Annotated in this window: 19 protein-coding genes and 1 tRNA gene; 12 read left to right on the forward strand and 8 right to left on the reverse strand. The window is 60.8% G+C overall.

Translation table 11 applies throughout. The features are described from left to right. The first annotated feature begins 192 nt into the window (after positions 1–192). The 3 genes from EH165_RS08515 to EH165_RS08525 all read left to right on the forward strand — a co-directional run bounded on the left by EH165_RS08515 (position 193) and on the right by EH165_RS08525 (position 2,980). Positions 193–1,722 carry a sensor histidine kinase gene (locus EH165_RS08515; protein WP_277870490.1) on the forward strand — a complete coding sequence of 510 codons (1,530 nt, stop codon included), beginning with the start codon at positions 193–195 and terminating at the stop codon, positions 1,720–1,722. Beyond that, positions 1,701–2,354 carry a response regulator gene (locus EH165_RS08520; RefSeq protein ID WP_239020498.1) on the forward strand — a complete coding sequence of 218 codons (654 nt, stop codon included), beginning with the start codon at positions 1,701–1,703 and terminating at the stop codon, positions 2,352–2,354. Before EH165_RS08515 ends, EH165_RS08520 begins: the two co-directional genes overlap by 22 nt. 149 nt (positions 2,355–2,503) lie before the next feature. Then, a complete protein-coding gene (locus tag EH165_RS08525) occupies positions 2,504–2,980 on the forward strand; it encodes a universal stress protein (protein ID WP_124799087.1) in 477 nt (158 codons plus the stop codon). Between the two features lie 98 nt (positions 2,981–3,078). On the opposite strand, the gene EH165_RS08530 is transcribed toward EH165_RS08525, so the two are convergent. The 8 genes from EH165_RS08530 to EH165_RS08565 form a co-directional block, all read right to left on the reverse strand. Continuing rightward, positions 3,079–4,140: a TerC family protein gene (locus EH165_RS08530; RefSeq protein ID WP_124799088.1), complete on the reverse strand. Its 1,062-nt coding sequence runs from the start codon at positions 4,138–4,140 to the stop codon at positions 3,079–3,081. Positions 4,141–4,276: 136 nt separating this feature from the next. Next, complete coding sequence (locus EH165_RS08535; RefSeq protein ID WP_124799089.1) at positions 4,277–5,500, reverse strand: PucR family transcriptional regulator; 1,224 nt, start codon at positions 5,498–5,500, stop codon at positions 4,277–4,279. Positions 5,501–5,644: 144 nt separating this feature from the next. Next, positions 5,645–5,965: a histone-like nucleoid-structuring protein Lsr2 gene (locus tag EH165_RS08540; protein WP_124799090.1), complete on the reverse strand. Its 321-nt coding sequence runs from the start codon at positions 5,963–5,965 to the stop codon at positions 5,645–5,647. 83 nt (positions 5,966–6,048) lie between these two features. Continuing rightward, complete coding sequence (locus EH165_RS08545; RefSeq protein ID WP_206425868.1) at positions 6,049–7,527, reverse strand: DHA2 family efflux MFS transporter permease subunit; 1,479 nt, start codon at positions 7,525–7,527, stop codon at positions 6,049–6,051. A 571-nt stretch (positions 7,528–8,098) separates the two neighbouring features. Then, entirely contained in the window at positions 8,099–8,992 is an 894-nt protein-coding gene (locus tag EH165_RS08550) for a peptidoglycan-binding domain-containing protein (protein ID WP_124799091.1), read from the reverse strand. Between the two features lie 126 nt (positions 8,993–9,118). After that, positions 9,119–9,190: transfer RNA gene (locus EH165_RS08555), tRNA-Val, on the reverse strand. A 63-nt stretch (positions 9,191–9,253) separates the two neighbouring features. Beyond that, positions 9,254–9,718 (reverse strand): peroxiredoxin, encoded by a 465-nt coding sequence (locus EH165_RS08560; protein WP_124799092.1) that lies wholly within the window; start codon positions 9,716–9,718, stop codon positions 9,254–9,256. A 59-nt stretch (positions 9,719–9,777) separates the two neighbouring features. Continuing rightward, entirely contained in the window at positions 9,778–10,209 is a 432-nt protein-coding gene (locus EH165_RS08565; protein ID WP_124799093.1) for a DUF3052 domain-containing protein, read from the reverse strand. A gap of 318 nt (positions 10,210–10,527) precedes the next feature. Between EH165_RS08565 and aceE the strand changes: the two genes are divergently transcribed. From aceE to EH165_RS08610, 9 genes are all read left to right on the forward strand, one after another. After that, a complete protein-coding gene (aceE, locus tag EH165_RS08570; RefSeq protein ID WP_124800410.1) occupies positions 10,528–13,278 on the forward strand; it encodes a pyruvate dehydrogenase (acetyl-transferring), homodimeric type in 2,751 nt (916 codons plus the stop codon). Between the two features lie 188 nt (positions 13,279–13,466). After that, positions 13,467–13,709, forward strand: coding sequence for a hypothetical protein (locus tag EH165_RS08575; RefSeq protein ID WP_206425869.1), 243 nt, complete (start codon positions 13,467–13,469; stop codon positions 13,707–13,709). Then, positions 13,706–14,089, forward strand: a complete 384-nt coding sequence (locus EH165_RS08580) for a type II toxin-antitoxin system VapC family toxin (protein ID WP_124799094.1) — start codon at positions 13,706–13,708, stop codon at positions 14,087–14,089. Before EH165_RS08575 ends, EH165_RS08580 begins: the two co-directional genes overlap by 4 nt. A gap of 513 nt (positions 14,090–14,602) precedes the next feature. Further along, complete coding sequence (locus EH165_RS08585) at positions 14,603–15,781, forward strand: PucR family transcriptional regulator (RefSeq protein ID WP_239020499.1); 1,179 nt, start codon at positions 14,603–14,605, stop codon at positions 15,779–15,781. 120 nt (positions 15,782–15,901) lie between these two features. Continuing rightward, on the forward strand, positions 15,902–16,903 hold the full coding sequence (locus EH165_RS08590; RefSeq protein ID WP_124799095.1) for an ACP S-malonyltransferase: 1,002 nt from the start codon (positions 15,902–15,904) through the stop codon (positions 16,901–16,903). Beyond that, positions 16,900–17,883 carry a beta-ketoacyl-ACP synthase III gene (locus tag EH165_RS08595; RefSeq protein WP_124799096.1) on the forward strand — a complete coding sequence of 328 codons (984 nt, stop codon included), beginning with the start codon at positions 16,900–16,902 and terminating at the stop codon, positions 17,881–17,883. Before EH165_RS08590 ends, EH165_RS08595 begins: the two co-directional genes overlap by 4 nt. A gap of 95 nt (positions 17,884–17,978) precedes the next feature. Continuing rightward, positions 17,979–18,227, forward strand: coding sequence for an acyl carrier protein (locus tag EH165_RS08600; protein WP_124799097.1), 249 nt, complete (start codon positions 17,979–17,981; stop codon positions 18,225–18,227). 127 nt (positions 18,228–18,354) lie between these two features. Further along, positions 18,355–19,584, forward strand: coding sequence for a beta-ketoacyl-[acyl-carrier-protein] synthase family protein (locus EH165_RS08605; RefSeq protein WP_124799098.1), 1,230 nt, complete (start codon positions 18,355–18,357; stop codon positions 19,582–19,584). Positions 19,585–19,849: 265 nt separating this feature from the next. Continuing rightward, entirely contained in the window at positions 19,850–21,250 is a 1,401-nt protein-coding gene (locus tag EH165_RS08610; RefSeq protein WP_239020780.1) for an acyl-CoA carboxylase subunit beta, read from the forward strand. The last annotated feature ends 696 nt before the right edge of the window (positions 21,251–21,946 follow it).

The following is a 21,946-nucleotide window of genomic DNA, read 5'->3' on the forward strand; positions in this document are numbered from 1 at the left end:
TCCCGACTTTGCAGACCCCGCGTTCTGCTACTACGCGTCGGGGTGGGTAAATGGGGACGAACCTGACACAGTTGACCCCGAGGGTGCCCTCGCCCCCTGCCTGAGGAGCTGATTGTTCTGAATTCACCAGAACCGGGTCTGCGCAAGCTCGTAGCCGCAAATAGATCGATCCTGGGTGAGCTGTCGCTTCCGTTGGTCCTGACCCGCGTGGTGGAAACAGCCTGCGAGTTGACGGGTGCCCGATATGGGGCGTTGGGGGTGATCGGCTCCGATGGACTGTTGGAAAAGTTTATTCATACTGGAATGGCTCCCGACCAGGTCGATGAGATCGGGGACCTGCCGCGCGGGAAAGGCTTGCTGGGCGCACTTATTCACAATCCCGAACCGATCAGATTGGCCCGACTTGCCGACGACCCGCGGTCAAGTGGGTTTCCCCCTCACCACCCGCCGATGGATTCATTCCTTGGTGTCCCGATCAAATTGCGTAATGAGGTGTACGGAAACCTCTACCTGACAGATAGTTTGGCGGGCGAGTTCACCGCGGACGACACAGATCTTGCACTCTCACTAGCGGGTACCGCCGCCGTCGCAATCGAAAATGCGCGCTTGTTCAGTGAGGCCCAGCGCAAACAGGATTGGCTTCAGGCATCGACTGAGATTACCCGTCTCCTCCTCACCGGTGGCAGCAGCGATGCGCTACGAGAAATAGCCGACAGGGTGAAGGTGCTGGCACGTGCTGACGTGGTCACGGTGGAGCTACCCGCGTCGCGATCGGGCTATTTTCGCGTCGAGGTAGCTACCGGCGTGAGTGAAGAAGTGCTGCAGGGCCATGAATACCCGGCACCGGGAACGCTTTCCCAAGCTGTCGTTGATACGGGTCAAGCCTCTCGCATTGCCAACGCCGCTGACTGCAGCGACTTGGTGAATCTGACACAAGTGGTGCCGCTCGGCCCCGTCATGGCTCTGCCACTGGCAAGCGTCACTAGTCCTCGAGGAACGTTAGTAGCCGCGCGACTGCCTGGTCGTCCTGTTTTCTCGCTCGCAGAACTTGATATGGCCACTACGTTCGCTGGCCAGGTTTCTATCGCGTTGGGATTGGCCGATGCTCAGGTAGCAAAGGATCAGCTGACACTTTTAGAAGACCGTGGCAGGATCGCCCGCGACCTTCATGATCATGTGATTCAACGACTATTCGCCACCGGCCTCACGGTTCAAAGCGTCCTGCCGTTAACCGCATCGCCTGCAACAGAGAAACTCTCCGCCGTGGTCGACGAATTGGACGCAGCTATTAGGCAGATCCGAGCGTCCATCTTTTCGCTTGAGGGAGCTCTCAACCATTCTGAATCCGTCCGCTCCGAATTGCTCGACACCATCGTGGTGGCGTCGTCATCGATGCCTGTTCCGCCCCAGGTGAGACTGGTCGGACCGATTGACACGCTCATCTCACCGGCGCTGCGGGACGACGTCCAGGCAGTGTTGCGCGAGTCGTTAACTAACGTGGTCAGGCACGCGCGCGCGGCAACGGTGACGGTCGTTGTTTCCGTCGCAGATGGAGTCTTGGCGGTGGACGTCCAGGACGACGGGGTCGGTTTCGGCTCACCCGTACATCGCAGTGGTCTCGCAAACCTGCTGGACCGCGCGGAAAACCACCGCGGCACCTTCGTGGTTGAATCCGCCCCGACGAAAGGAACGCGCCTCCAATGGTCGGTCCCGATCCCATGACCCCCATCCGAGTGTTTCTCCTCGATGACCATGAAATAGTGCGCCGCGGGATTTCCGAACTAATTTCCGCAGAAACCGATATTGAAGTAGTCGGCGACGCTGGAACCGTGGCTCAAGCCTTGGCCCGTATCCCCGCGGTTCGGCCAGATGTCGCCGTGCTGGATGCTCGTCTCCCCGACGGAAGCGGTATCGACGTCTGCCGCGATATTCGTTCAGCGATGCCCGACATCAAGTGCCTGATCCTTACCTCCTATGACGACGACGCTGCGTTGTTCGCTGCCGTCATGGCCGGCGCAGCGGGATATCTACTGAAGGAGATTCGTGGTGCCTCCCTGGTCGACGCGATCCGACATGTAGCCGCCGGTGGCTCGCTCATGGATCCGCAAGTCACCGGAAAGTTGTTGACCCGATTGCGGGACGGCGTGCCCCACGACACCAGGGCGGATTCGCTCACGGCGCGTGAGCGCGAGATTTTGGATCTGATTGCGGAAGGTCTGACCAATCGGCAGATCGGCGAGTCGCTCTTTTTGGCGGAGAAGACGGTCAAAAACTATGTGTCCTCTTTGCTGACAAAACTTGGAATGCAACGCCGCACCCAAGCTGCGGTGTTCGGTGCTCAGATAAAACCGTGAAGAGGCAATTCAACAGACCACCGCATATTTTCACCCGTTTGGCTCGGGACCTTTGGCCCTGACGTTCCGATGACGACCCGCCTAGCGTCATAGCCACGGTTCGGCGCCGGTAGGCACCGATTTCGCCCTCAGCCTTTGGGAGATTCATCATGGACGCATCGACGCGGACACCATTCATCGTTGTGGGTATTGACGGGTCACGCGAGAGTGTGTCCGCCTTACAATGGGCGCTTGCCGAGGGTCTTCGGACGGCTGCGGCGGTAGAAGTCGTGCACTGCTGGCAAGGCGACACGATTGTCGAGGCACTCCTCACGTCACACACCGAATTGAAAATCGGATCCGAATGCATGCTGGATAACCAGGTAGCGGCTGCGGTGAAGGATCTTCCCGTTTCCCCCGAAATTACCAAGGTCAGTGTCGGCGGCAAGGTCAGCACCGCGCTGCTGGAGCGCGCAAAGGGCGCAAACATGCTCGTGCTTGGGTCACACCGAACCACAACTTTGCATGACCGCGTCTTCGGACAGGTGCTTGGCGGCTGCCTTCGCAAGGCCAGCTGCGATGTTGCAGTTATTAATAGAGACGGCCATGTTGTGCAGATACAGCGGGTATCTTCAGCCGTCTCTTAAAGCTTTGGTCAACCATCTGGCCGGAGACAGAAAGCTGTCGCCCCGTCGGATCGGATCCGGCGGGGCGACGCCCTCTTGCCTATCGCAGCGCTAAGAAGCTAGCGCTGTTCGTGACTGGTTGAGGTGTCCTTGGTGGTGGTTACCTCGTCGGTAACAGTGTTCACAGCCTTGAACTGGCCCGACGCCTCGGCTGGCACTGCCATATCGGCGGTGGCGATGTCTACTTCGGACGTTTGAGGCTTCAGGATGCTCAACACGACGGCTCCTGTCAGAGCGACCACGATCACGGCAAGGCTTGCCAGCGAGGGGATCTCGGGGATCGACTCGTTGATTACCTTGTGGCCAGCCTGAAGGAAGAGTTTGATCCCGATGAAGGCCAAAATGAACGCGAGCGCCTTGCCCAGGTAGTGGAATTTGTCTAGCAGGCCGGCAAGCAAGAAATACAGCGCGCGCAGCCCGAGGATGGCAAACGCGTTGGAGGTGTAGACGATGAACGGCTCGTCGGAAACAGCAAGGACCGCTGGAACCGAGTCGACAGCGAAAACCAGATCAGCAGCCTCAATCGCGACAAGTACCGCCAACAAGGGAGTTCCGACGCGCTTGCCCGCCTCCTTCACGATGAACTTCGTGCCGCGGTACTCATCAGAAATAGGAATGAATTTGCGTAACACCCGGACTGCCAACCCCTTGCTGGGGTCAATCGTGTCGTCGTGGCCTTTGATGAGCTTCCAGGCACTCCAGATCAAAATGGCACCAAACACGAACAACACAGCGGCGAACTTGCTCACTACAGCTACGCCCAGCGCCAGGAAGATGCCACGGAAGATCAAGGCTCCCATGACGCCGTAGAACAGCACTCGGTGTTGGAAGGCTGCTGGGACCTGGAAGTAGGCAAAGATCATCGCAAAAACGAATAGGTTATCGACCGAGAGGCTCTTCTCCAAGAGCCAGGCTGTCGTGTAGTCCAGGCCCGGACCACTGCCAAAACCAATAAAGATCACGATCCCGAAAATGACGGAGACGCCCACCCAGACGCCGCTCCAGATAGCCGCTTCTTTAAATTTGATGACGTGGGCACCGCGGTGAGCGAGCAGGTCGATGGCAAGCATGATGACTACCACCGCGACGAAGGCTGCCCAGGCCCAGAAGGGGACGTTCATTGTTTCTCCTGACGAGTTTCTTGTGAGGTATGCGAGTAGTTGTGGCTGGTTCCAGCCCGCTTCACTCATCATCTAGTGTATTTTCGCGGCAGCCCAGGTATGAATTTGCCTAAAAAAAAGGCAGTTGGTTGCCGTTTTACGGCAATACTTGGGCATCCCACTCGATCAAACGGGCTCCTAGCACTGCCGTGTGCAAAGTGAACCTAGAGGTGGCATCGTCCGGGTCATGGCCTGTCAGTTGCCGTACCCGCTCGAGGCGGTAGGTGACCGCACGTACGGAGAGATGCATGGTGCGCGCAGTTGCCGCGGTGTTGCTTCCCGTAGAAAAGTAAGCGAAGAGCGTGTCAATCAGCGGCCGCGCCCCACCACGAGCGGTGGTGAGCGGCCCGAGGACCGTCCGTACCAAATCCGTCATCGCCGCTTTATCGCGTAGCAGCACTCGATAGACCAGCATTTCGGCAGCATCGATCACATCCAGCGCGCGGCCCAGCCTTCTCCCCAGATCGAGCGCCTCTTTGGCATCTTCAAAGGATGCCCGGACGCCCGCCGGACCGACGTGCGAGCGACCTATCCCCAGTTGCCAGTCACCGACTTTGGGGAAGCGGCGCAGTTGGACCTTGGTCGGGAGAACTGGGTCGCCTGAGCGAGGGGGCAGCACTGACGTTATTCCGGCTACCATTTCCGACACAGCCAACTTATCGGGCGCGGCGAAGATAGCGACCAGCGCTCCGTCCTTGGTCGCTATCAAAGCGTCTGCGTCTGCCTTCGTTCCCAGCAGTGCGCGTTCTATCGCCACCACCACAGGGCTGCCCTCTACAAAGGGCCTTTCGGATCGGACTATCGCCACAGCGTGCGGCCCGGGAAGACTGAGGCCGAACGTCGCTGCCCGTTCGACCAACCCCACGACATCGCTGCTGCCAGTGAGGAGGTCATCGATGAATTCGCGCCGCGCGGATACCTCTGCACGGATCACATCGCGCCTAGCGAGTTGGTAGCCCTCGGTCAGAGCGGCAACGACGTCGTCGGCCGCTCGCAACACAGCGTGGCCTGCACGCACGACGCCTTGTGGGTCACTGGCTGCCTGTTGCACCTCAGGCAGATGTTCCCAAAGCCGCCAAGCAGCGGACAGATACAAGTCGAGAAGTGCTCGGAGCGCCACCCCTTGCGAGGCGGCAACTCGCCCAACGTCCTTGAACCGCAGCACATCTGGTTTTCGCAGCCGGGTACCACCAGCAACGGAGAGAACAACAATCTGTAAAAAATCAGAGAGCAGATGGGGGTCTAGCCCGCCCGCATCTTTGGCGCCACCCCGCGAAACTACGTCGATGACTTCCCGCGGAATAGACGCCGAGTGTGTCATCGTCGCCCTTTCCGGAGCCTGCTTGACCGTGCTGGATTCCGGCAGGCACTTCAGTTTATCCGCCGACCACTCTTCGAAGGGGCCACCGCCCGTGAGGCACGAAATCTGTCCTCATCCTCATCGCACGCAGACGGCCCGGACAGGCTAGTGAGCTGCCCTGTATTGAGCGACCACGGATGCTGCGATCCGGCCTCGGTCCCCCACCGAAATCCCCTGATCAAGCGCCCAAGCCCGAATCAAAACCAGCTCAACCTTATTAGAGCGCACTGCACTTGTAGCTTCGAAGCTGCCGGAGCTTTTCCGAGCGGATGTCACGAATGCAGTGACCGATGCACGCAAAGCTGCCGCATTAGCATCCCCCAAGTCAATCTCATAGGATTGCCCGTCCAATGCGAACCGGATGGTCTCAGTTGCTTCGGAACCGTCAATATCGTCGACTAATGCGGTAATGACTTTGGTTGCCATGTGAATATCCTTTTAAATGTGATCAGATTTTCCTATAGTATATGCACATCCTGAGTGCGTCATGATCTGCAATGACGAATCCATCAGCCTCTCCTCGCTCCGGCCCTTTCGGCCCGGCGAGGTAGAAGGAAAACCAGCATCAGGGCGGCCACACAAAATAGGGCGCTGACCAGCATCGCGGCAGCCGCTGCGTTCGTAAACCCCGTCGCGACAGCGAGCCTGCTGTTCCCGTTAATCTCTAACGTGCCGAACAACACACTTCCAATAACGGCAATTCCAACGGCGCTGCCAACCCGCTGCAGAGCGCTGATGACCGCACTGGCGGTGCCGGCATAGCTGGATTCGACCGTGGCAACGATAAAGGAGAGATTAGGAGCGATAAATAGACCGTTGCCGATGCCAGCGATAAACAATGGGGCCAGCAGCATCCAGTTTGTCAGCTCCAACGGAGCCGTGTTGCGCAGGACCAGCCACGTCCAGAACAGTCCGATGGCAACTAAAGTTGCGCCGATAACGAGAATATTGCGACCCAGTCGAGGCACGATTTTGCTGCTCTGTGACGAGGTAATGATGGTGCCGAACGCGAAAGGCAAAGCAACCAAGCCCGACTGCAGCGGCGAGTGGCCAAGACCGGACTGCCACAGGATAGTGATTGTAAAGAAAATACTGGTGAATGCAGCAAAATACACCAGCGACAGAGTCACCCCGCCGGAGAATGCCTTGTATCGAAACAGGCTGGGCGGCACGAGGGGCTCGAGACCCCTGTTCGTGTAAGCGGTCTCCCAGAAGCCAAATGCCACGAGCAAAGCGACCCCGAGAGCTAAGGTCGCGAAGGTCCACGCTGGCCACCCTTGCGACTCGCCCTGAATTAGAGGCACCAGAAGCGCCACGAATCCAGCACTTACCAACAAGATGCCGACGGGGTCGATGCCAAACTTTTTTGTATCGGCGCGCTGCGCACGGTCTGCGGGCAGTAACTTCCACGCCGCGACGAGCGTGATAATCCCCACCGGGATATTGACGAGGAAGACCAAGCGCCAACCATTTTCTTCGCCGAAGAACTGGAAGATGAGTCCGCCGATGACAGGACCCAGCGCGGACGACAAACCGATAGCGGCGCCGAGGATACCGAACGCCTTGCCCCGTGCCTGCGGCGGGAAAAGTATTTGAATGGTCGCAACAACCCCGGGTACGAAAATTCCACCCGCGAAGCCCTGAAGCACCCGGAAGACCACCAGCGAAGTGCCGCTGGAAGCCACACCGCATGCCAGGCTCGCCAGCGTAAACAGAGCGATACCGGTGAAGTAGACCCACTTATGTCCGTACCTGTCGCCCAGACGCCCGGCAGGAATCAGTGTCAGGCCCAGCGCCAATGCGTACCCGGACACAATCCAGGACAGGACTGCGGAGGACGCGTTGAGTTGGGTTTCGATCGACGGCAGCGCGACATTGACAATCGTGGCGTCCAGAAGCGACATAAACATGCCAGCAATCAGGACTGCCAAAGCCCACCAAGTACTGCGCGGAACGTGGGTGGATGCATGACCGTGAGCAGTCGACACAGAACAACCTTTCGAGGGCGCTCACGCGCGCTCTGCGCGTGTGCCTGCGCGACTGTACATCCCGATGGGCAATCGTGCTGTCACCGCTAGGTTCTCAAGCCTGCCTCGGGGCGTTCCGGCGGCAGGATACAAATGGTTAGCCTGTAGGAAGCTGCACGAGCTCGACGATGACGTTTGAGACGTAATACCTGTTTCCTGCCGCGCGCGAAGTCATCGGCCAAATAAATTAACGATGCTGGGGAAATATTTCCGCTCGCGGACCGGCCGCCGGGCACAAGCCACCTCGCAGCACTCAACTCAGGACACTGCGCGAGTCGCGCAGGCGCTAAGCGATCACGGGAAGGGAATGAGAGCGCACTGCGCATTCATGTTCCGACTTCGGGCCTGCATCACTTTTGGGTCCTTGCGCGACGCGCTCTCCGCCCTGGGGAGATCCTGTGCAGACGCGGGGTGTCGACCCACGGGATTTCGCAAACCCGATCCGGCCTGACCAGCGATCGAAACTCAATCGTTGAGACTAGGCGACTGAGATTACCGATGACGGTTTAAGGGTGGGAACCACCACTGGCGTTTAACCTGCCCTGCAGGCTGTCCCTAGAATCGCTGTCCAGGTAACGGGTCCAACAATTCCATCCGCCTCAACACCCAAGTCGGCTTGCAGTGTGATGATCCCTGCTTCGACCTCGGGCGTCAGAAAATTTGGACGGTCCAGGGTTGCAGCGGAATAGTCCAGATATCCTTTCGTCAGGAGCCAGGCAGTGAGTTCGAATACCTCATCGCCGCTTCCCAACCCGATAGAAGGATCACGAGCCAGTTTGGGCAATGGGCGGGGCTCCAGGAGGCAAATACCCAGTTCGCCAGGATTTTGCAGAGCGCCCGCTACAAGGCTGGTGACCTGACCAGTGGTCTGCAAAGCGTTTCGGCGGTAGGTGTAGGCATCCGGGTAGATCTCGAAGGGGCCTTCGAAAATGATGGCGTGGGCGGTCGGGCCGGGACAGTCGGGCGCAAAGACTCCGATCGCCGCATCGGGGTATTGAGCTGCGATTCTGCGCTCGGCTTCGATGCCAGAGTCGGGACCTTCGAAGTTGCCCAAATCGATGATCCAACTGCCATCGCATGTCAGTGTGACGCGTCTCAACCCGGCTGTGGGCGCCGACGCCGCAGTCTCTTCAGCAGCAGCATGCGGCGGTGGGGCCGTTGAATCCGGCGCGGTAGAGGGCGGCGACGAAGCCGTGACCACCGGCGCATCGGACACTGAATCGGTGGGAACTGCGGATGAAGTAATAATTTTGGTGGTGGTCACCACGGATGTGACGGTTTCCAGGTCTCTGGATTTTGCCGTACTGGAATCGTTGGTCACCGATGGTTCGCTTGCCCTCTGCCCGGAGCCGCTGACAGACCCACACGAGGCGAGTCCGATAACAAGGACGGATGTACCGATCATGGAGAGTGCGCGATACATCATGAAATGTGCCCCCGTAATGGTGAATGCCGAATTCGACTGTTCTGGGCCAGCTCACATTCGGACGGAAATTGCTGTAGCCGACCGTTCTGCAGCGTGGGCATGCCCTACCCTAAACCAGCACTGAAGTGGGCGCGGAGGGGATCGAACCCCCGACCGTCTCGGTGTAAACGAGATGCTCTTCCGCTGAGCTACACGCCCCTGAGCCCGCCGCCATGGGCGAACCCTGGGCCCGCACTACCGTTGAGGCCCAAAGAGATTATCTCATGAACTCAAGGCCGCCACTGCACGTTTCCAGGCAGCTTGGTCTCGCGCTTCTCCCGGACCATTAACTTCGGCAAACCGGACTACACCGTCGATGTCGACAAGGAAGGTGCCCCGAAGTGCCATCCCCGGACCTTCCATGAAGACGCCGTATTGTTGGGCCACTGCGCCATGCGGCCAGAAGTCGGCCAGCAAGGGAAAGGCGTAACCCTGCGATTCCGCATAGGCCTTCAGTGAATATTTTGCATCCACCGAGATCGCAAGCACCTGAATTGCATCGTTTTGGAACGAGCCCAGGTCGTCGCGAATCGCGCACAGCTCACCCGTGCACGTCTGAGAAAATGCGAAGGGATAAAAGACCACGAGAACCGCCTGTTTGCCTCTAAATGAGGACAGAACAACGCTCTCGCCGTCCTGGTTTGAGAGAGTGAACTCAGGTGCGAGGGTGCCAACTTCTACCGTCATTACAGATTCCTTCTTAGGGGGCGTGTGCCTAGGACCTCTGAAGCAAAAGGGAGAGGGCGCTAGCTGCGAACTTTCTTCTCTGACTTTGGCCGGACCAAACGCGTCATGGTCCACTCTGGACCCACCGACGACGACGTGGTGGAAGCCAGACCCGAGATCTGCGCGGCTTCAGAAACGTCCGAGGGCTCAACATATCCGTCGCGACCAGTTTTCGGTGTCAACAACCAGATCGAGCCGCTGTCCGCCAGTGGCGTCATCGCGTCAACTAATGCATCCGTGAGATCTCCGTCGGTTTCACGCCACCAGAGCATGACCGCGTCAACTACATCATCGGCGTCCTCGTCGAGCATTTCCGCACCGATCAGATCCTCGATCTCATCGCGAAAATCGTGGTCCACATCGTCGTCGTACCCGAACTCGCCAACCAGGTTCCCGGCCGCTAGGCCGAGCCGAGCCGCTGCTACCCCCGCCGGCCCTGCTACGTCAGTCACGCCCTACCTCACCTCTCCACACGTTGATTCCCGCGGGCGAATACGCCGCGGGTCGCCCCTACCTTATTAGGCATGAGCCCCGGATTCGAACCGTATTCCTGTTAAGACCTGGTAACTATCCCGCACACGCCACACGCCGGGCCCAAATAACCCATCTACGACGTACCCCGGGGCCGGATACACAAACCCGCCAACAATGCAGGACAATGGAGAACGGCCCTGCGAACGAGCTCGGCTGAACCGAAGTGGCTTGTGCCCGTGACCCGGGTGTTGGCCCCCTGACGAGGAGATCCCTTGGCTGCGTCACCGTACGAAGACATGACCCCGGAGCGCCACCGCGTGATACGTGACGGCCTCGCGGCTCAGCTTCCAGATATTGATCCCGAAGAAACCTCGGAATGGCTGGATTCTTTCGACTCCATGGTCGATGCAAACGGACAGCAGCGTGCCCGGTACCTCATGTTGAGATTGTTGGCGCGCGCTCGCGAGAGAGCAGTGGGGCTTCCCGCGCTCACGGCCACCGATTACATCAACACCATCGCCACCGAGAGCGAACCTTTCTTCCCCGGTGATGAAGCAATCGAACGCCGCTACCGCGCCTGGATCCGTTGGAACGCAGCGATTATGGTGCACCGGGCACAGCGGCCCGGGATCGGGGTCGGCGGCCACATTTCCACCTACGCTTCCTCTGCCAGCCTCTACGAAGTGGGCCACAACTGGTTCTTCCGAGGTAAGGATGCACCGGGGGGTGGCGACCACATTTTCTATCAGGGTCACGCCTCACCCGGCATGTATGCGCGCGCTTACCTCGAGAACCGGTTGAGCGAAAACCAAATGGATGGCTTCCGGCAAGAGGTATCGCATCCCGGCGGAGGAATTCCGTCCTACCCCCACCCGCGATTGATGAAGGACTTCTGGGAGTTCCCAACCGTGTCAATGGGCCTCGGCCCGATGAATGCCATCCAGCAGGCCCGCGTCAACAAGTACCTGCACCACCGCGGTATTAAGGACACATCCGACCAGAACGTGTGGGCCTTCCTCGGCGATGGCGAAATGGATGAAGTCGAGTCTCGTGGGCTTATCCACATCGCAGCAGTTGATGGGCTCGACAACCTGACCTTCGTCGTGAACTGCAACCTGCAGCGCCTCGACGGTCCCGTGCGCGGGAACGGGAAGATCATCCAGGAACTGGAGTCCTTCTACCGCGGCGCTGGCTGGAACGTCATCAAAGTCGTCTGGGGACGCGAGTGGGACCACCTACTCCAAGCCGACCGCGACGGCGCTCTCGTCAATTTGATGAACGCCACCGCTGACGGCGACTACCAGACTTACCGCGCCAACGACGGCGCCTATGTTCGCGAGCACTTCTTCGGACGTGACCCCCGCACCAAGGCGATGGTCAAAGATATGACCGACGCCGACATCTGGAACCTGCGCCGCGGTGGACACGACTATCGCAAGGTGTATGCCGCTTACAAGGCTGCGCAGGAGCACAAGGGACAGCCGACCGTCATCCTCGCGAAGACGATCAAGGGCTTCCACCTCGGCTCGTCCTTCGAAGGCCGCAACGCCACCCACCAGATGAAGAAGCTGACGCTGGATAACCTCAAGAGCTTCCGCGACGAGCTGCACATCCCGATCGATGATGCGCAGTTGGACAAGGATCCCTACCAGCCGCCGTACTTCCACCCTGGCGATAACAGCCCGGAACTGGAGTACCTGCAGGAGCGCCGCAGCCGCCTCGGGGGTTACGTCCCGGAGCGCCGCTCGGCAGCCAAGATGCTCAAACTGCCCGGTGACGAGGTCTACACCGCCGTGCGCAAGGGCTCGGGCAAACAGGAGATCGCCACTACGATGGCGTTCGTCCGGCTGGTCCGCGATCTGGTCCGCGACCCAGAGATTGGGCCGCGCATTGTCCCGATCATCCCCGACGAAGCTCGCACGTTCGGAATGGACTCGTTCTTCCCGACGCTCAAGATCTACAACCCCAACGGCCAGCTGTACACGGCCGTGGATGCCAACTTGATGCTCGCCTACAAGGAAAGCGAACAAGGGCAGATCCTGCACGAAGGGATCGACGAGGCTGGCTCGGTGGCCACCTTCACCGCTGTTGCCACGTCGTATGCCACGCACGGCGAACCACTGATTCCGATCTATATCTTCTATTCAATGTTCGGGTTCCAGCGGACCGGTGATGGCCTTTGGGCAGCTGGTGACCAGATGGCCCGAGGCTTCGTTATGGGTGCAACAGCCGGTCGGACCACCTTGACCGGCGAAGGCCTGCAGCACGCGGATGGCCATTCGCACCTGTTGGCCGCGACCATGCCGCACGTCGTGTCCTACGACCCTGCCTACGGGTTTGAGATCGCGCACATCGTCAAGGACGGCTTGCGCCGGATGTACGGATCGTCGGAACTTCACCCCAGGGGCGAAGACGTCTTCTACTACATCACGCTCTACAACGAGCCCTATGTACAGCCCGCCGAGCCCGAGAACCTTGATGTGGACGGGCTTTTGAAGGGGATGTACCTGTTGGCGCCCGCTAGTGACGCCGACGGTAAGGCACGGGTGCAACTCTTGGCCTCCGGCGTGGGGCTGCGCTGGGCGCTCGAAGCGCAGCAGCTGTTGGAAACCGACTGGAATGTTGCGGCCGACGTGTGGTCGGTCACCAGCTGGACCGAGCTCGCCCGAGACGGCGAGAGGATCGAGCGCGCAAAGCTTCTCGATCCCAGCGTTACGACCGTTCCATTTGTTACGCAGAAGTTGCAGGACGCGGCTGGCCCCGTCATCGCTACCAGTGACTACCAGCGTGCGGTTCAAAACCAGATCGCGCCGTGGGTTCCTACAGATTTCACTGCTTTGGGCGCCGACGGGTTCGGTTTCTCCGACACCCGGTCTGCCGCTCGACGTCACTTCTTGATCGACGGCCCTTCCATGGTCGTCGCCGCACTTTCTGCGTTGGAGAAGCGTGGTGAGTACCGCGTGGGAGCCGCATCGGAAGCGGTCAGCAAGTACCAATTGCACGACCCCAGAGCCGGACGCAGCGGTAACGCGGGCGGCGAGTCCTAAGCAGGCTCCCCCATGCGATCCTCCGAGGGATAGTTCAACGCGTACAGATAGTTGCGGGGCCGGCACCGGAACAGGTGTCGGCCCCGCGTTTTTGGGCTGGCTGGAATTTGAAGGCTGGTATCGGTCTCACCGACAGAGCAGCCTCGGGCAAGCATCGGCTCTCTAAGCAGACTCGTGAATCTGCAAGCATGCTGCTAGCATACTGCAACATGAAGACTTTGTATCTGAGAAATGTTCCCGAAGACGTGGTTCGCAGACTCCAGCAGCTCGCAGATCGGGACGGCACGTCACTCGGAGCGGTCGCGGTCCGAGAGCTGTCCGATGTATCTCGCCGCGCGGACAATCCCTCGTTGATGGCGCAGCTAGCCGACCTCGATGTCGACATTTCCGAGATCGTCGAGACCCTCGAGCAGGAACGCGCCGCTCGGTGATCGTCGTCGACGCCTCGGCAGCCCTGTCCGCGCTCCTGAACGCTGGACCTGCACGCGAGGCGCTGGCCACCGAGCAGCTACACGCGCCTCATCTGATCGATTCGGAAGTAGCGAGTGGACTTCGCAGACTGGTCGCGTCCAGAGGAATCGCCGCCGACGCAGGTTGGGCTGCGTTGGGCACCTGGGGCCGTCTAGGCGTTACCCGCTATCCGACTCACGGCCTTCTCGAACGCATCTGGGCACTGCGCGACAACCTCTCCGCCTACGACGCCGGCTACGTCGCGCTAGCCGAATCCCTCGGCTGTGCCCTCCTTACGGCCGATGGGCGGATCAGCCGTGCACCCGGTATTCGATGCCTGACCACGGTGGTGCCCCGATAGTCCATCCTCAATCGAGACCAAGCGCTCTCGATCAGCGAAGCTGCCGCGATCGCCGATCGCGACCGGTCAGCGTTCGGCAATCGGAACACCACGAACTCGAGCATCAGCATGGGTGTGGGCCAGATCGGTGCCGCAGGTTCCTCGCTATAGGATCGGGGATCTGGATGGCGATGTTTCCATTCTTCAGGGTGATTTTCTCGAAGCCCAAAACACACCGGGAATCGTCCAAGGTGTAATTGAGCAGATGCCAGTTTGCGGCACTAGTTAGACGGCCCGGCAGTGCTCTTTCTCCTGCTAGCGCCGATGTGTCGCGTCGCAACCTTCAGCTATGCCCGACAGGTAACTGAAAATCGGAGGTCGTGATTTTCGGTGGCCTGCATCAAGGTCGCCGAAGGCAAGGGCCGGCTCTGGGGAAGAAACTCCAGCTCAGCGCCGCCCACAAGACACACCTTGTCGGGCTTTCCCGGGGCGGGAGACTGGGACCAGCCACAGGGTTCATGACACCCTGAAAGCGTGATCGCTACACCACTCCCCCCCGACGAAGGCATCATCTCCCAGGACACCCTGACGCGGGTGGAGCAAGCTTCTGGCGCGATGGCAACCAGAGCCGTAGCGCTGATGGACGAACAACTGCCGTGGTTCCGCTCGTTGCCTGCTGATCAACGCTCGTGGGTCACCCTGGTAGCGCAGGCTGGCATCGCCGGGTACGTACCGTGGGCACGCACCTCGGACACCGACTTGCGGCTCACCGACACGGTTTTCGGCACCGCACCTCGCGATCTCTCGCGAGCGGTATCGCTCAGAAGGACGGTCGAGTTGGTGCGCATCGCCATCGACGTCGCCGAAGTCCACGTTCCCGCGCTCGGAGCGACGGAGAACGAAAAAGCCGCACTCTCTGATTCACTGCTGCGATACAGCCGCGAAATCGCCTTTGCCGCGGCAGCCGTGTACGCCACCGCGGCAGAGACTCGCGGCGCCTGGGATGCCAGAGTCGAGGCAGCCGTTGTTGACGGCATCATCCGCGGGGAAGATGAGGAGACTCTCTCCTCCCGCGCCGCCGCACTCGGATGGGATGCCACAGCCGCGGCCACCGTCGTCCTCGGATCGGCTGGGAGCAACCGCACCGAAGCAGTGGCCCGGGTCAGCGAGTGGGCGAAGTCGCTGAAGATACCGGCAATGGCCGGAGTTCAGGGAAGCCGGCTCATCATTGTGCTCGGCGGGCCTTTGCCGGATCTTGCCGAACTCCTTACCGGCGGCGCCGGACTTTTTGCGGGCGGACCCATCGTCTTAGGTCCCACGGGCGCTGGCTTATCTGGTGCCGTTTCCTCCGCTGTCGAGGCTCTCGCCGGTTTGCGCGCCAGCCCGGCCTGGCTGGACGCACCCCGTCCAGTTGCCTCGACCGATTTGCTTGCCGAGCGCGCCATCGCGGGCGACCCCACGGCGGCAGCTCGTTTACGCACTGCGATCTATGAGCCGTTGGCGGCATCCACCAGCCCGCTGACGCAGACCCTGCAGGCCTACCTGGATCACGGCGGTGCACTGGAGCCCGCAGCTCGCGCTCTCTTCGTCCATCCCAACACCATGCGCTACCGGCTCCACCGCATCGCCGAAACCACCGGGCGAGACCCTTGGAACTCCCGAGATGCGTTGGCCCTTCAGGTGGCGCTCATCCTCGGCCGCCTCCAGGGGTGATCGCGTCCACCCATTTGGCTGTTCCGGCTCAGAAACTTGTAGGATCCATACAAAACACAGGTCACGACTTGGTAACCACAGGGTGCGGTTACTGGTGAGTTCAATGGTTAGGTAGACCACGTGCTGGCAATAGTTGCTCCCGGACAGGGATCCCAAAAACCTGGAATGCTCGCCCCGTGGCTGGAAGTGCCGGGTCTTGCCGAGCGTGCAGCGACACTCAGTGATGCTGCGGGCATCGACCTTGTCAGGCTGGGAACCACTGCTGGGGCAGACGAGATTAAAGATACCGCCGTTACTCAACCGCTCGTGGTCGTCGCAGCCTTGCTGGCAGCGCGGCAACTCGATATCCCAGCCGCCGCTGTTGCCGGCGGCCATTCCGTCGGGGAATTGGCCGCTGCTGCGATCGCCGGCGTCATCTCCGATGGTGAAGCTGCTGCTTTGGCGGGTGTCCGAGGCCGTGCAATGGCCGCCGCCTGCGCGCTCACCCCGTCTTCCATGGCCGTCGTTCTCGGGGGTAATGGCGAGGTGGTTACCGCCCGTCTCGCAGAGCTAGAACTCACCGGCGCGAACGTTAACGGCGCTGGCCAGGTGGTCGCGGCGGGCGAATTGGCCAAGATCGAAACGCTGCTCGCCGAAGGTGTCGACGGCGCGCGAGTGATGCCACTTGCCGTTGCCGGCGCATTCCACACCCATTACATGGCTTCTGCCCAGGCTGCGTTTGCCAGTTATGTGGCCGCGCTGTCCGGCACAACTCCCACAAGAGCACTCCTCACGAACGCGGACGGCTGTCTTGTCGCCGACGGCCCGGCCTACTTGCAGCTGCTTATTACTCAGATCACCCGCCCCGTCCGCTGGGATCTGTGTATGGAAACCCTTGCAGCGCAGGGGGTTACGGGAGTTCTAGAGCTTCCTCCCGCAGGTGCACTCGTGGGGCTCGTGAAACGTCAACTCAAGGGCACCGCCACGTTGGCTCTGAAGGGCCCGGAAGATTTGGACAAGGCCATTGCCTTTATGGCCGAGCACAGCCAGGTACAGCCCGAGCACAGCCAGGTACAGCCCGAGCACAGCCAGGTACAGCAGATTCACGCAGGGCACGGTAATAGCGCGGGAGAAAGCTTATGAGCGGCGCAGTCATTAGGCCTTTGCCGACCATTGCAGGCACCCGGATCGCTGGCACTGGCCACTACCGCCCGGAGCGGGTGGTCACCAATGATGATCTGGCCAATACTCTGGACACCAATGACGAATGGATTCGCAGCCGTGTCGGCATCGTCGAACGGCACTTCGCCAACGACACCGAAACCGTGGTCTGGATGGGGGCGCAAGCCGGAGCACACGCCATCGCTGACGCTGGCTTGACCCCTGCCGACATCGATACCGTGATCGTGGCGACCTGCACCATGCCCTCCCAAATCCCGCACGCCTCCACTCAGGTTGCCGCCGAACTTGGCATCGAGGCTCCCGGATCATTTGACGTCAACGGCGCCTGCGCCGGATTTTGTTACGGCATGGCCTTGGCCTCCCACGCCATCAAGGCCGGAACCTCCCGCAACGTTCTTGTGGTCGGTTCCGAGCGGATGACCGACTGGGTCAACCCGGCCGACCGAGGTAACGCCATCATCTTTGGCGACGGCGCTGGCGCCGCCGTTATCGTGGGGAGCGCGGTAGACGAAATTGGACCCGTGGCATGGGGTTCCTCAGAGAAGCTGACCTCGACAATTCACGTCAAGGACCGCGAATCTTTCGTCTACCAGGAGGGCCAGTCCGTCTTCCGTTGGGCGACAACGGCAATCGCCCCCGTTGCTATCCGAGCCGCCGAACTTGCAGGTGTCGCGCTCGCCGATATCGATGTGCTTATCACCCACCAGGCAAACCTGCGGATCATCGAGTCAATTGCCAAGAAGATCAAAGCTGCGGGCGCTCGGGACGACCTGGTGGTGGCTACCGACATCCAGACCACCGGCAACACCTCGTCTGCATCAATTCCCATCAGTTTGGACAGAATGCGAGCTGCCGGAACCGTCAAATCCGGCGATCTAATCCTGTCCGTTGGCTATGGCGCCGGACTCACCTACGCCGCTCTCGTCTACCGCTGCCCTTGAGCGCGGTTCGACAGCGATAATGCTTGCTGTTCCCCTCGGAATTACCCCGGCGGTCAAACCCCGACCCGACCGGTTCACTGTGAAAGGAAATAATTGTGACCAACCCCCACGAAGACGTTCTGACCGGCCTTTCGGAAATTATCGAAGAGGTTGCTGGTGTCTCTGCCGCTGACGTCTCGCCCGAGAAGTCCTTCACCGACGACCTCGACATCGACTCCCTGTCGATGGTGGAGATTGCAGTGCAAGCCGAGGATCGTTTCGGCGTCAAGATCCCCGACGACGAGCTGGCAAACCTCAAGACCGTCGCAGACGCCGTCACCTACATCGAGTCGAACAAGTCCTGACTCAATTCGGCGTCAATAGCGCCGAAACCTGCTGTGCAGCAAGTGAAGTTGAAGTGCCACATCGACGACTCGGGGGCCTCGTAGGCGCACCAGCGCCAACGATGCCCACCGTGCGAGGAGACCTGCAGTGAGTAGAGACGAAGACGTAGTTGTCACCGGCATTGGGGCAACTACGCCCATCGGCGGCACCGCGCCCGAGATGTGGCAGGCCATGCTCGACGGCACTGTGGGCGTAAAATCGCTGACAGCGCCCTGGGCGGAGAAATTCAACCTTCCGGTTCGGCTGCACGCACCCTTGGCCGTCGACCCGCTCGAAGTATTGCCTCGCGTGGAGGCACGCCGACTCGACCGTAGCCAACAGGTGGCATTGATTGCCGCCCGCGAGGCGTGGGCGGACGCCGGGTCGCCCGACGACATCGACCCCATCCGTCGCGGGGTGGTGATCGGAACCGGAATCGGCGGCGCTGTCACACTTCTCGACCAAGACGACCTCTTGGAAAACGAGGGCATCCGGAAGGTTGCCGTCCTTACGGTGCCGATGTTGATGCCCAATGGACCGGCGGCTGCGGTCGGCCTATGGAACAAGGCTCGTGGAGCTGTTCACGCCCCGGTATCGGCCTGCGCGGCTGGCGCCGAGGGCTTGGCTTGGGCCTGGAAGCTGATCAAGGAAGGCGAAATCGATATCGCCCTCGCTGGCGGCGCCGAGGGCTGCATTCACCCTCTGCCCATCGCCGGATTCGCCCAGATGCGTGCCATGAGCACGCGCAACGACGATCCGTTTACCGCATCGCGTCCGTTCGATACGGGGCGCGACGGATTCGTCATCGGCGAAGGAGCCGGCATCATGGTGCTCGAGCGCCGCAGTCACGCTGAAGCCCGCGGCGCCAAGATTTATGGCGTCCTGGCTGGCATTGGTATGACGAATGACGCGTTCCACGTCACCGCCCCGGAGCCCACCGGCGAAGGCTCCAGCCGAGCCATCGCCAAGGCGCTGCGCACTGCTGGTCTCACCAAGGCCGACATCGGGCACGTGAACGCGCACGCCACCTCCACTCCGGTCGGCGACCTTGCCGAGTCCAAAACAATCATCGGAGCAATTGGCACGCATCCCGTTGTGACCGCCACTAAGTCGATGACCGGCCACATGCTCGGCGCCGCAGGCGCTGTCGAGGCCATCGCGACCGTTCTCGCCATCCAGAACGGCATTGTGCCCGGCACTCGCAATATTCAAAACCTTGATCCAGCAATCGAAGTCGATGTGGCCACGGCCAATCGCGAGGTCACACTCGAAGCGGCCATCAACGATTCATTCGGTTTCGGCGGGCACAACGTCGCTTTGGCCTTCACCCGTAACTGATTCGTCAATTACTGGACCGTCCGGTCTTTGGTTTCCTGCCGGTGACCGGATGGTCCCACCCCAGAGTTCTCGACGCACCAACCCCGGCTCATCGGAAACGTTGGCTCTTCGATGGAGCTGACACACACCTGCAAGGAGCTTTCCCTTGACCACCACTGATTCCGAGAACACCACCGTTTCTGCGGCCAGTTTCGCTGCTGCCCCGTCATCTCCTACGGCCCGGCACACTGCGGCCGAACTCGCGCTGGCTGCCGCCGCAGCCGCCCTGGCTGCCCGCGGACCGCGCAAAATCGACCCCCGCGAACCAGAGCAACGCCTAGCTGCGCTGCTGGACGACGGCTCGATGGAAGGCATCACCCCTGTAGATACGTCAGGGCTGTGGGCTGTCCGCGGCAAGATTGACGGAGCCAAGGTCATCGCCTTCTGCACCGACGCCACCCGGATGGGCGGCGCCATGGGGGCCGCGGGCTGCCACCACATTGTGGCTGCGATCGACACCGCCGTCCGCGAGCGCGTGCCCGTCATTGGGCTCTGGCATTCCGGCGGTGCCCGCCTCGCGGAAGGGGTCGAAGCCCTGGACGGTGTGGGTAACGTCTTCGCGGCGATGGTGCGCGCATCCGGTCGTATCCCGCAAATTTCCGTGGTGCTCGGTCCCGCGGCTGGCGGCGCCGCTTACGGCCCCGCCCTGACAGATATCGTCATAATGGCCCCGGAAGGCCGCGTATTCGTGACCGGTCCGGATGTCGTCAAATCCGTCACCGGCGAGCAGGTCGACATGGAATCCCTCGGCGGACCCACCGCACACGGTCGAAAGTCTGGCGTCGTACACGTCGTCGCCAAGTCGGAAGAAGATGCACTTGGCCGCGCGCGCCGTTTGGTCGGGCTGTTCTCCCGCCCCGGTATCGCGGGGATCGCCGGGATGGTCGACGAATTGGACCTTTCGACGCTGCTGCCCGAGCAACGCAATCGTGCCTACGACGTGCACCCGCTGATCAACAGCCTGCTCGACGAGCCGATGGAGGAATTGCAGGCGAAATGGGCGCCGAACATCGTGATCGGCCTAGGCCGACTAGCGGGCCGAAGTGTCGGAATCGTGGCAAACAACCCCATTCGCCTCGGTGGCTGTCTCGACTCGACCTCGGCTGAAAAGGCATCCCGCTTCGTGCGGATGTGCGACGCATTTGGAATTCCACTTCTGGTGATCGTCGACGTGCCTGGTTACCTGCCCGGAGTCGGCCAAGAATGGGATGGCGTTGTCCGACGAGGTGCGAAGCTGCTCCACGCCTTCGCCGAAGCGGTGGTGCCCCGCGTGACGTTGGTGACCCGCAAGGCTTTTGGTGGCGCGTATATTGCAATGAACTCCAAATCCCTTGGTGCGACAGCAGTATTTGCCTGGCCTGGCGCCGAAGTTGCCGTCATGGGAGCAAAAGCGGCAGTCGGTATTCTGCACCGCCGGACATTGGCCGCGGCTCCGGATGACGAACGAGAAGCCCTACACGCCAAGCTTGCAGAAGAACACGAACGGGTAGCCGGCGGTGTGGCCCGAGCGGTGGAGCTCGGGGTGGTGGACGAGATCATCACCCCGACCGAGACCAGGCGGCGAGTGGCGGAGGCTCTCGCGTCTGCCCCGGCAGGCCGCGGCGCTCACGGAAACATTCCGCTGTAACTGGTGGTTTCCAGTACTGCCGTCAGCTCGGCACTTGCAGGCTCAAGCAGATGAGGGAGCGAATTCACGCTGTAGCTGTTCCGGAGCCGAATCCACAGTGGCCCTTCAGGGCTCGAGGGGCTAGCGAGGCCGCCTGGGATTGAGAGATGGACCGAGGCGGGACTCTGCCTGCAAATGCCCGCCTGGTGGTTGACGACCGTGTTTTTATCCACGTCCAGGATCGCAACCGTGCGGATTTCTGTCGCCGCTGTCTCCCGCTTTTCTCACGATCGGCGACCCACTGGGGCGATTAAACCCCCGTGTTAGCGAAAACGCCGCGCTCTGCGTTCGGAGCGCCTTAGCTATCTCATTCGATTCGAGGCCTCCTAGCACCGCGGCTACGCGCGCGGTGGTGGTGGGACCTGTGGTGAGGGGCAGGCCAGCATCGCGCCGCGAGCGCGCGCCGGGTACAGAAATATCCGTGATACCCCGGTGCTCCCACCGGAGATTTTCCGAAACCCACGACACCCACGGGAGCTATCGCGAAGGCAACCCGGATAGCGATCAGTATCGAGAATATGCCGGAACAGGCAAGAAGTGCCCTAGTGGAAATACGGTGGCTGCTGGAGAATTCGAGTGCTGCGCTAGAAGTTTCCGGCACCCAGGGGCGGGTAGGACGACTGTTCAACTGCAGAGCCAAGCCCCAGCACCGCTGTG

This window comes from Nakamurella antarctica (genome assembly GCF_003860405.1).
GTDB classification, from domain to species: domain Bacteria; phylum Actinomycetota; class Actinomycetes; order Mycobacteriales; family Nakamurellaceae; genus Nakamurella; species Nakamurella antarctica.

Coding starts and splice junctions, on each gene's coding strand:
- EH165_RS08520 (WP_239020498.1), top strand. CDS start 1,701: ATGGTCGGTCCCGATCCCATGACCCCCATCCGAGTGTTTCTCCTCGAT.
- EH165_RS08525 (WP_124799087.1), top strand. CDS start 2,504: ATGGACGCATCGACGCGGACACCATTCATCGTTGTGGGTATTGACGGG.
- EH165_RS08530 (WP_124799088.1), bottom strand. CDS start 4,140: ATGAACGTCCCCTTCTGGGCCTGGGCAGCCTTCGTCGCGGTGGTAGTC.
- EH165_RS08535 (WP_124799089.1), bottom strand. CDS start 5,500: ATGACACACTCGGCGTCTATTCCGCGGGAAGTCATCGACGTAGTTTCG.
- EH165_RS08540 (WP_124799090.1), bottom strand. CDS start 5,965: ATGGCAACCAAAGTCATTACCGCATTAGTCGACGATATTGACGGTTCC.
- EH165_RS08550 (WP_124799091.1), bottom strand. CDS start 8,992: ATGATGTATCGCGCACTCTCCATGATCGGTACATCCGTCCTTGTTATC.
- EH165_RS08560 (WP_124799092.1), bottom strand. CDS start 9,718: ATGACGGTAGAAGTTGGCACCCTCGCACCTGAGTTCACTCTCTCAAAC.
- aceE (WP_124800410.1), top strand. CDS start 10,528: ATGACCCCGGAGCGCCACCGCGTGATACGTGACGGCCTCGCGGCTCAG.
- EH165_RS08575 (WP_206425869.1), top strand. CDS start 13,467: ATGCTGCTAGCATACTGCAACATGAAGACTTTGTATCTGAGAAATGTT.
- EH165_RS08595 (WP_124799096.1), top strand. CDS start 16,900: ATGAGCGGCGCAGTCATTAGGCCTTTGCCGACCATTGCAGGCACCCGG.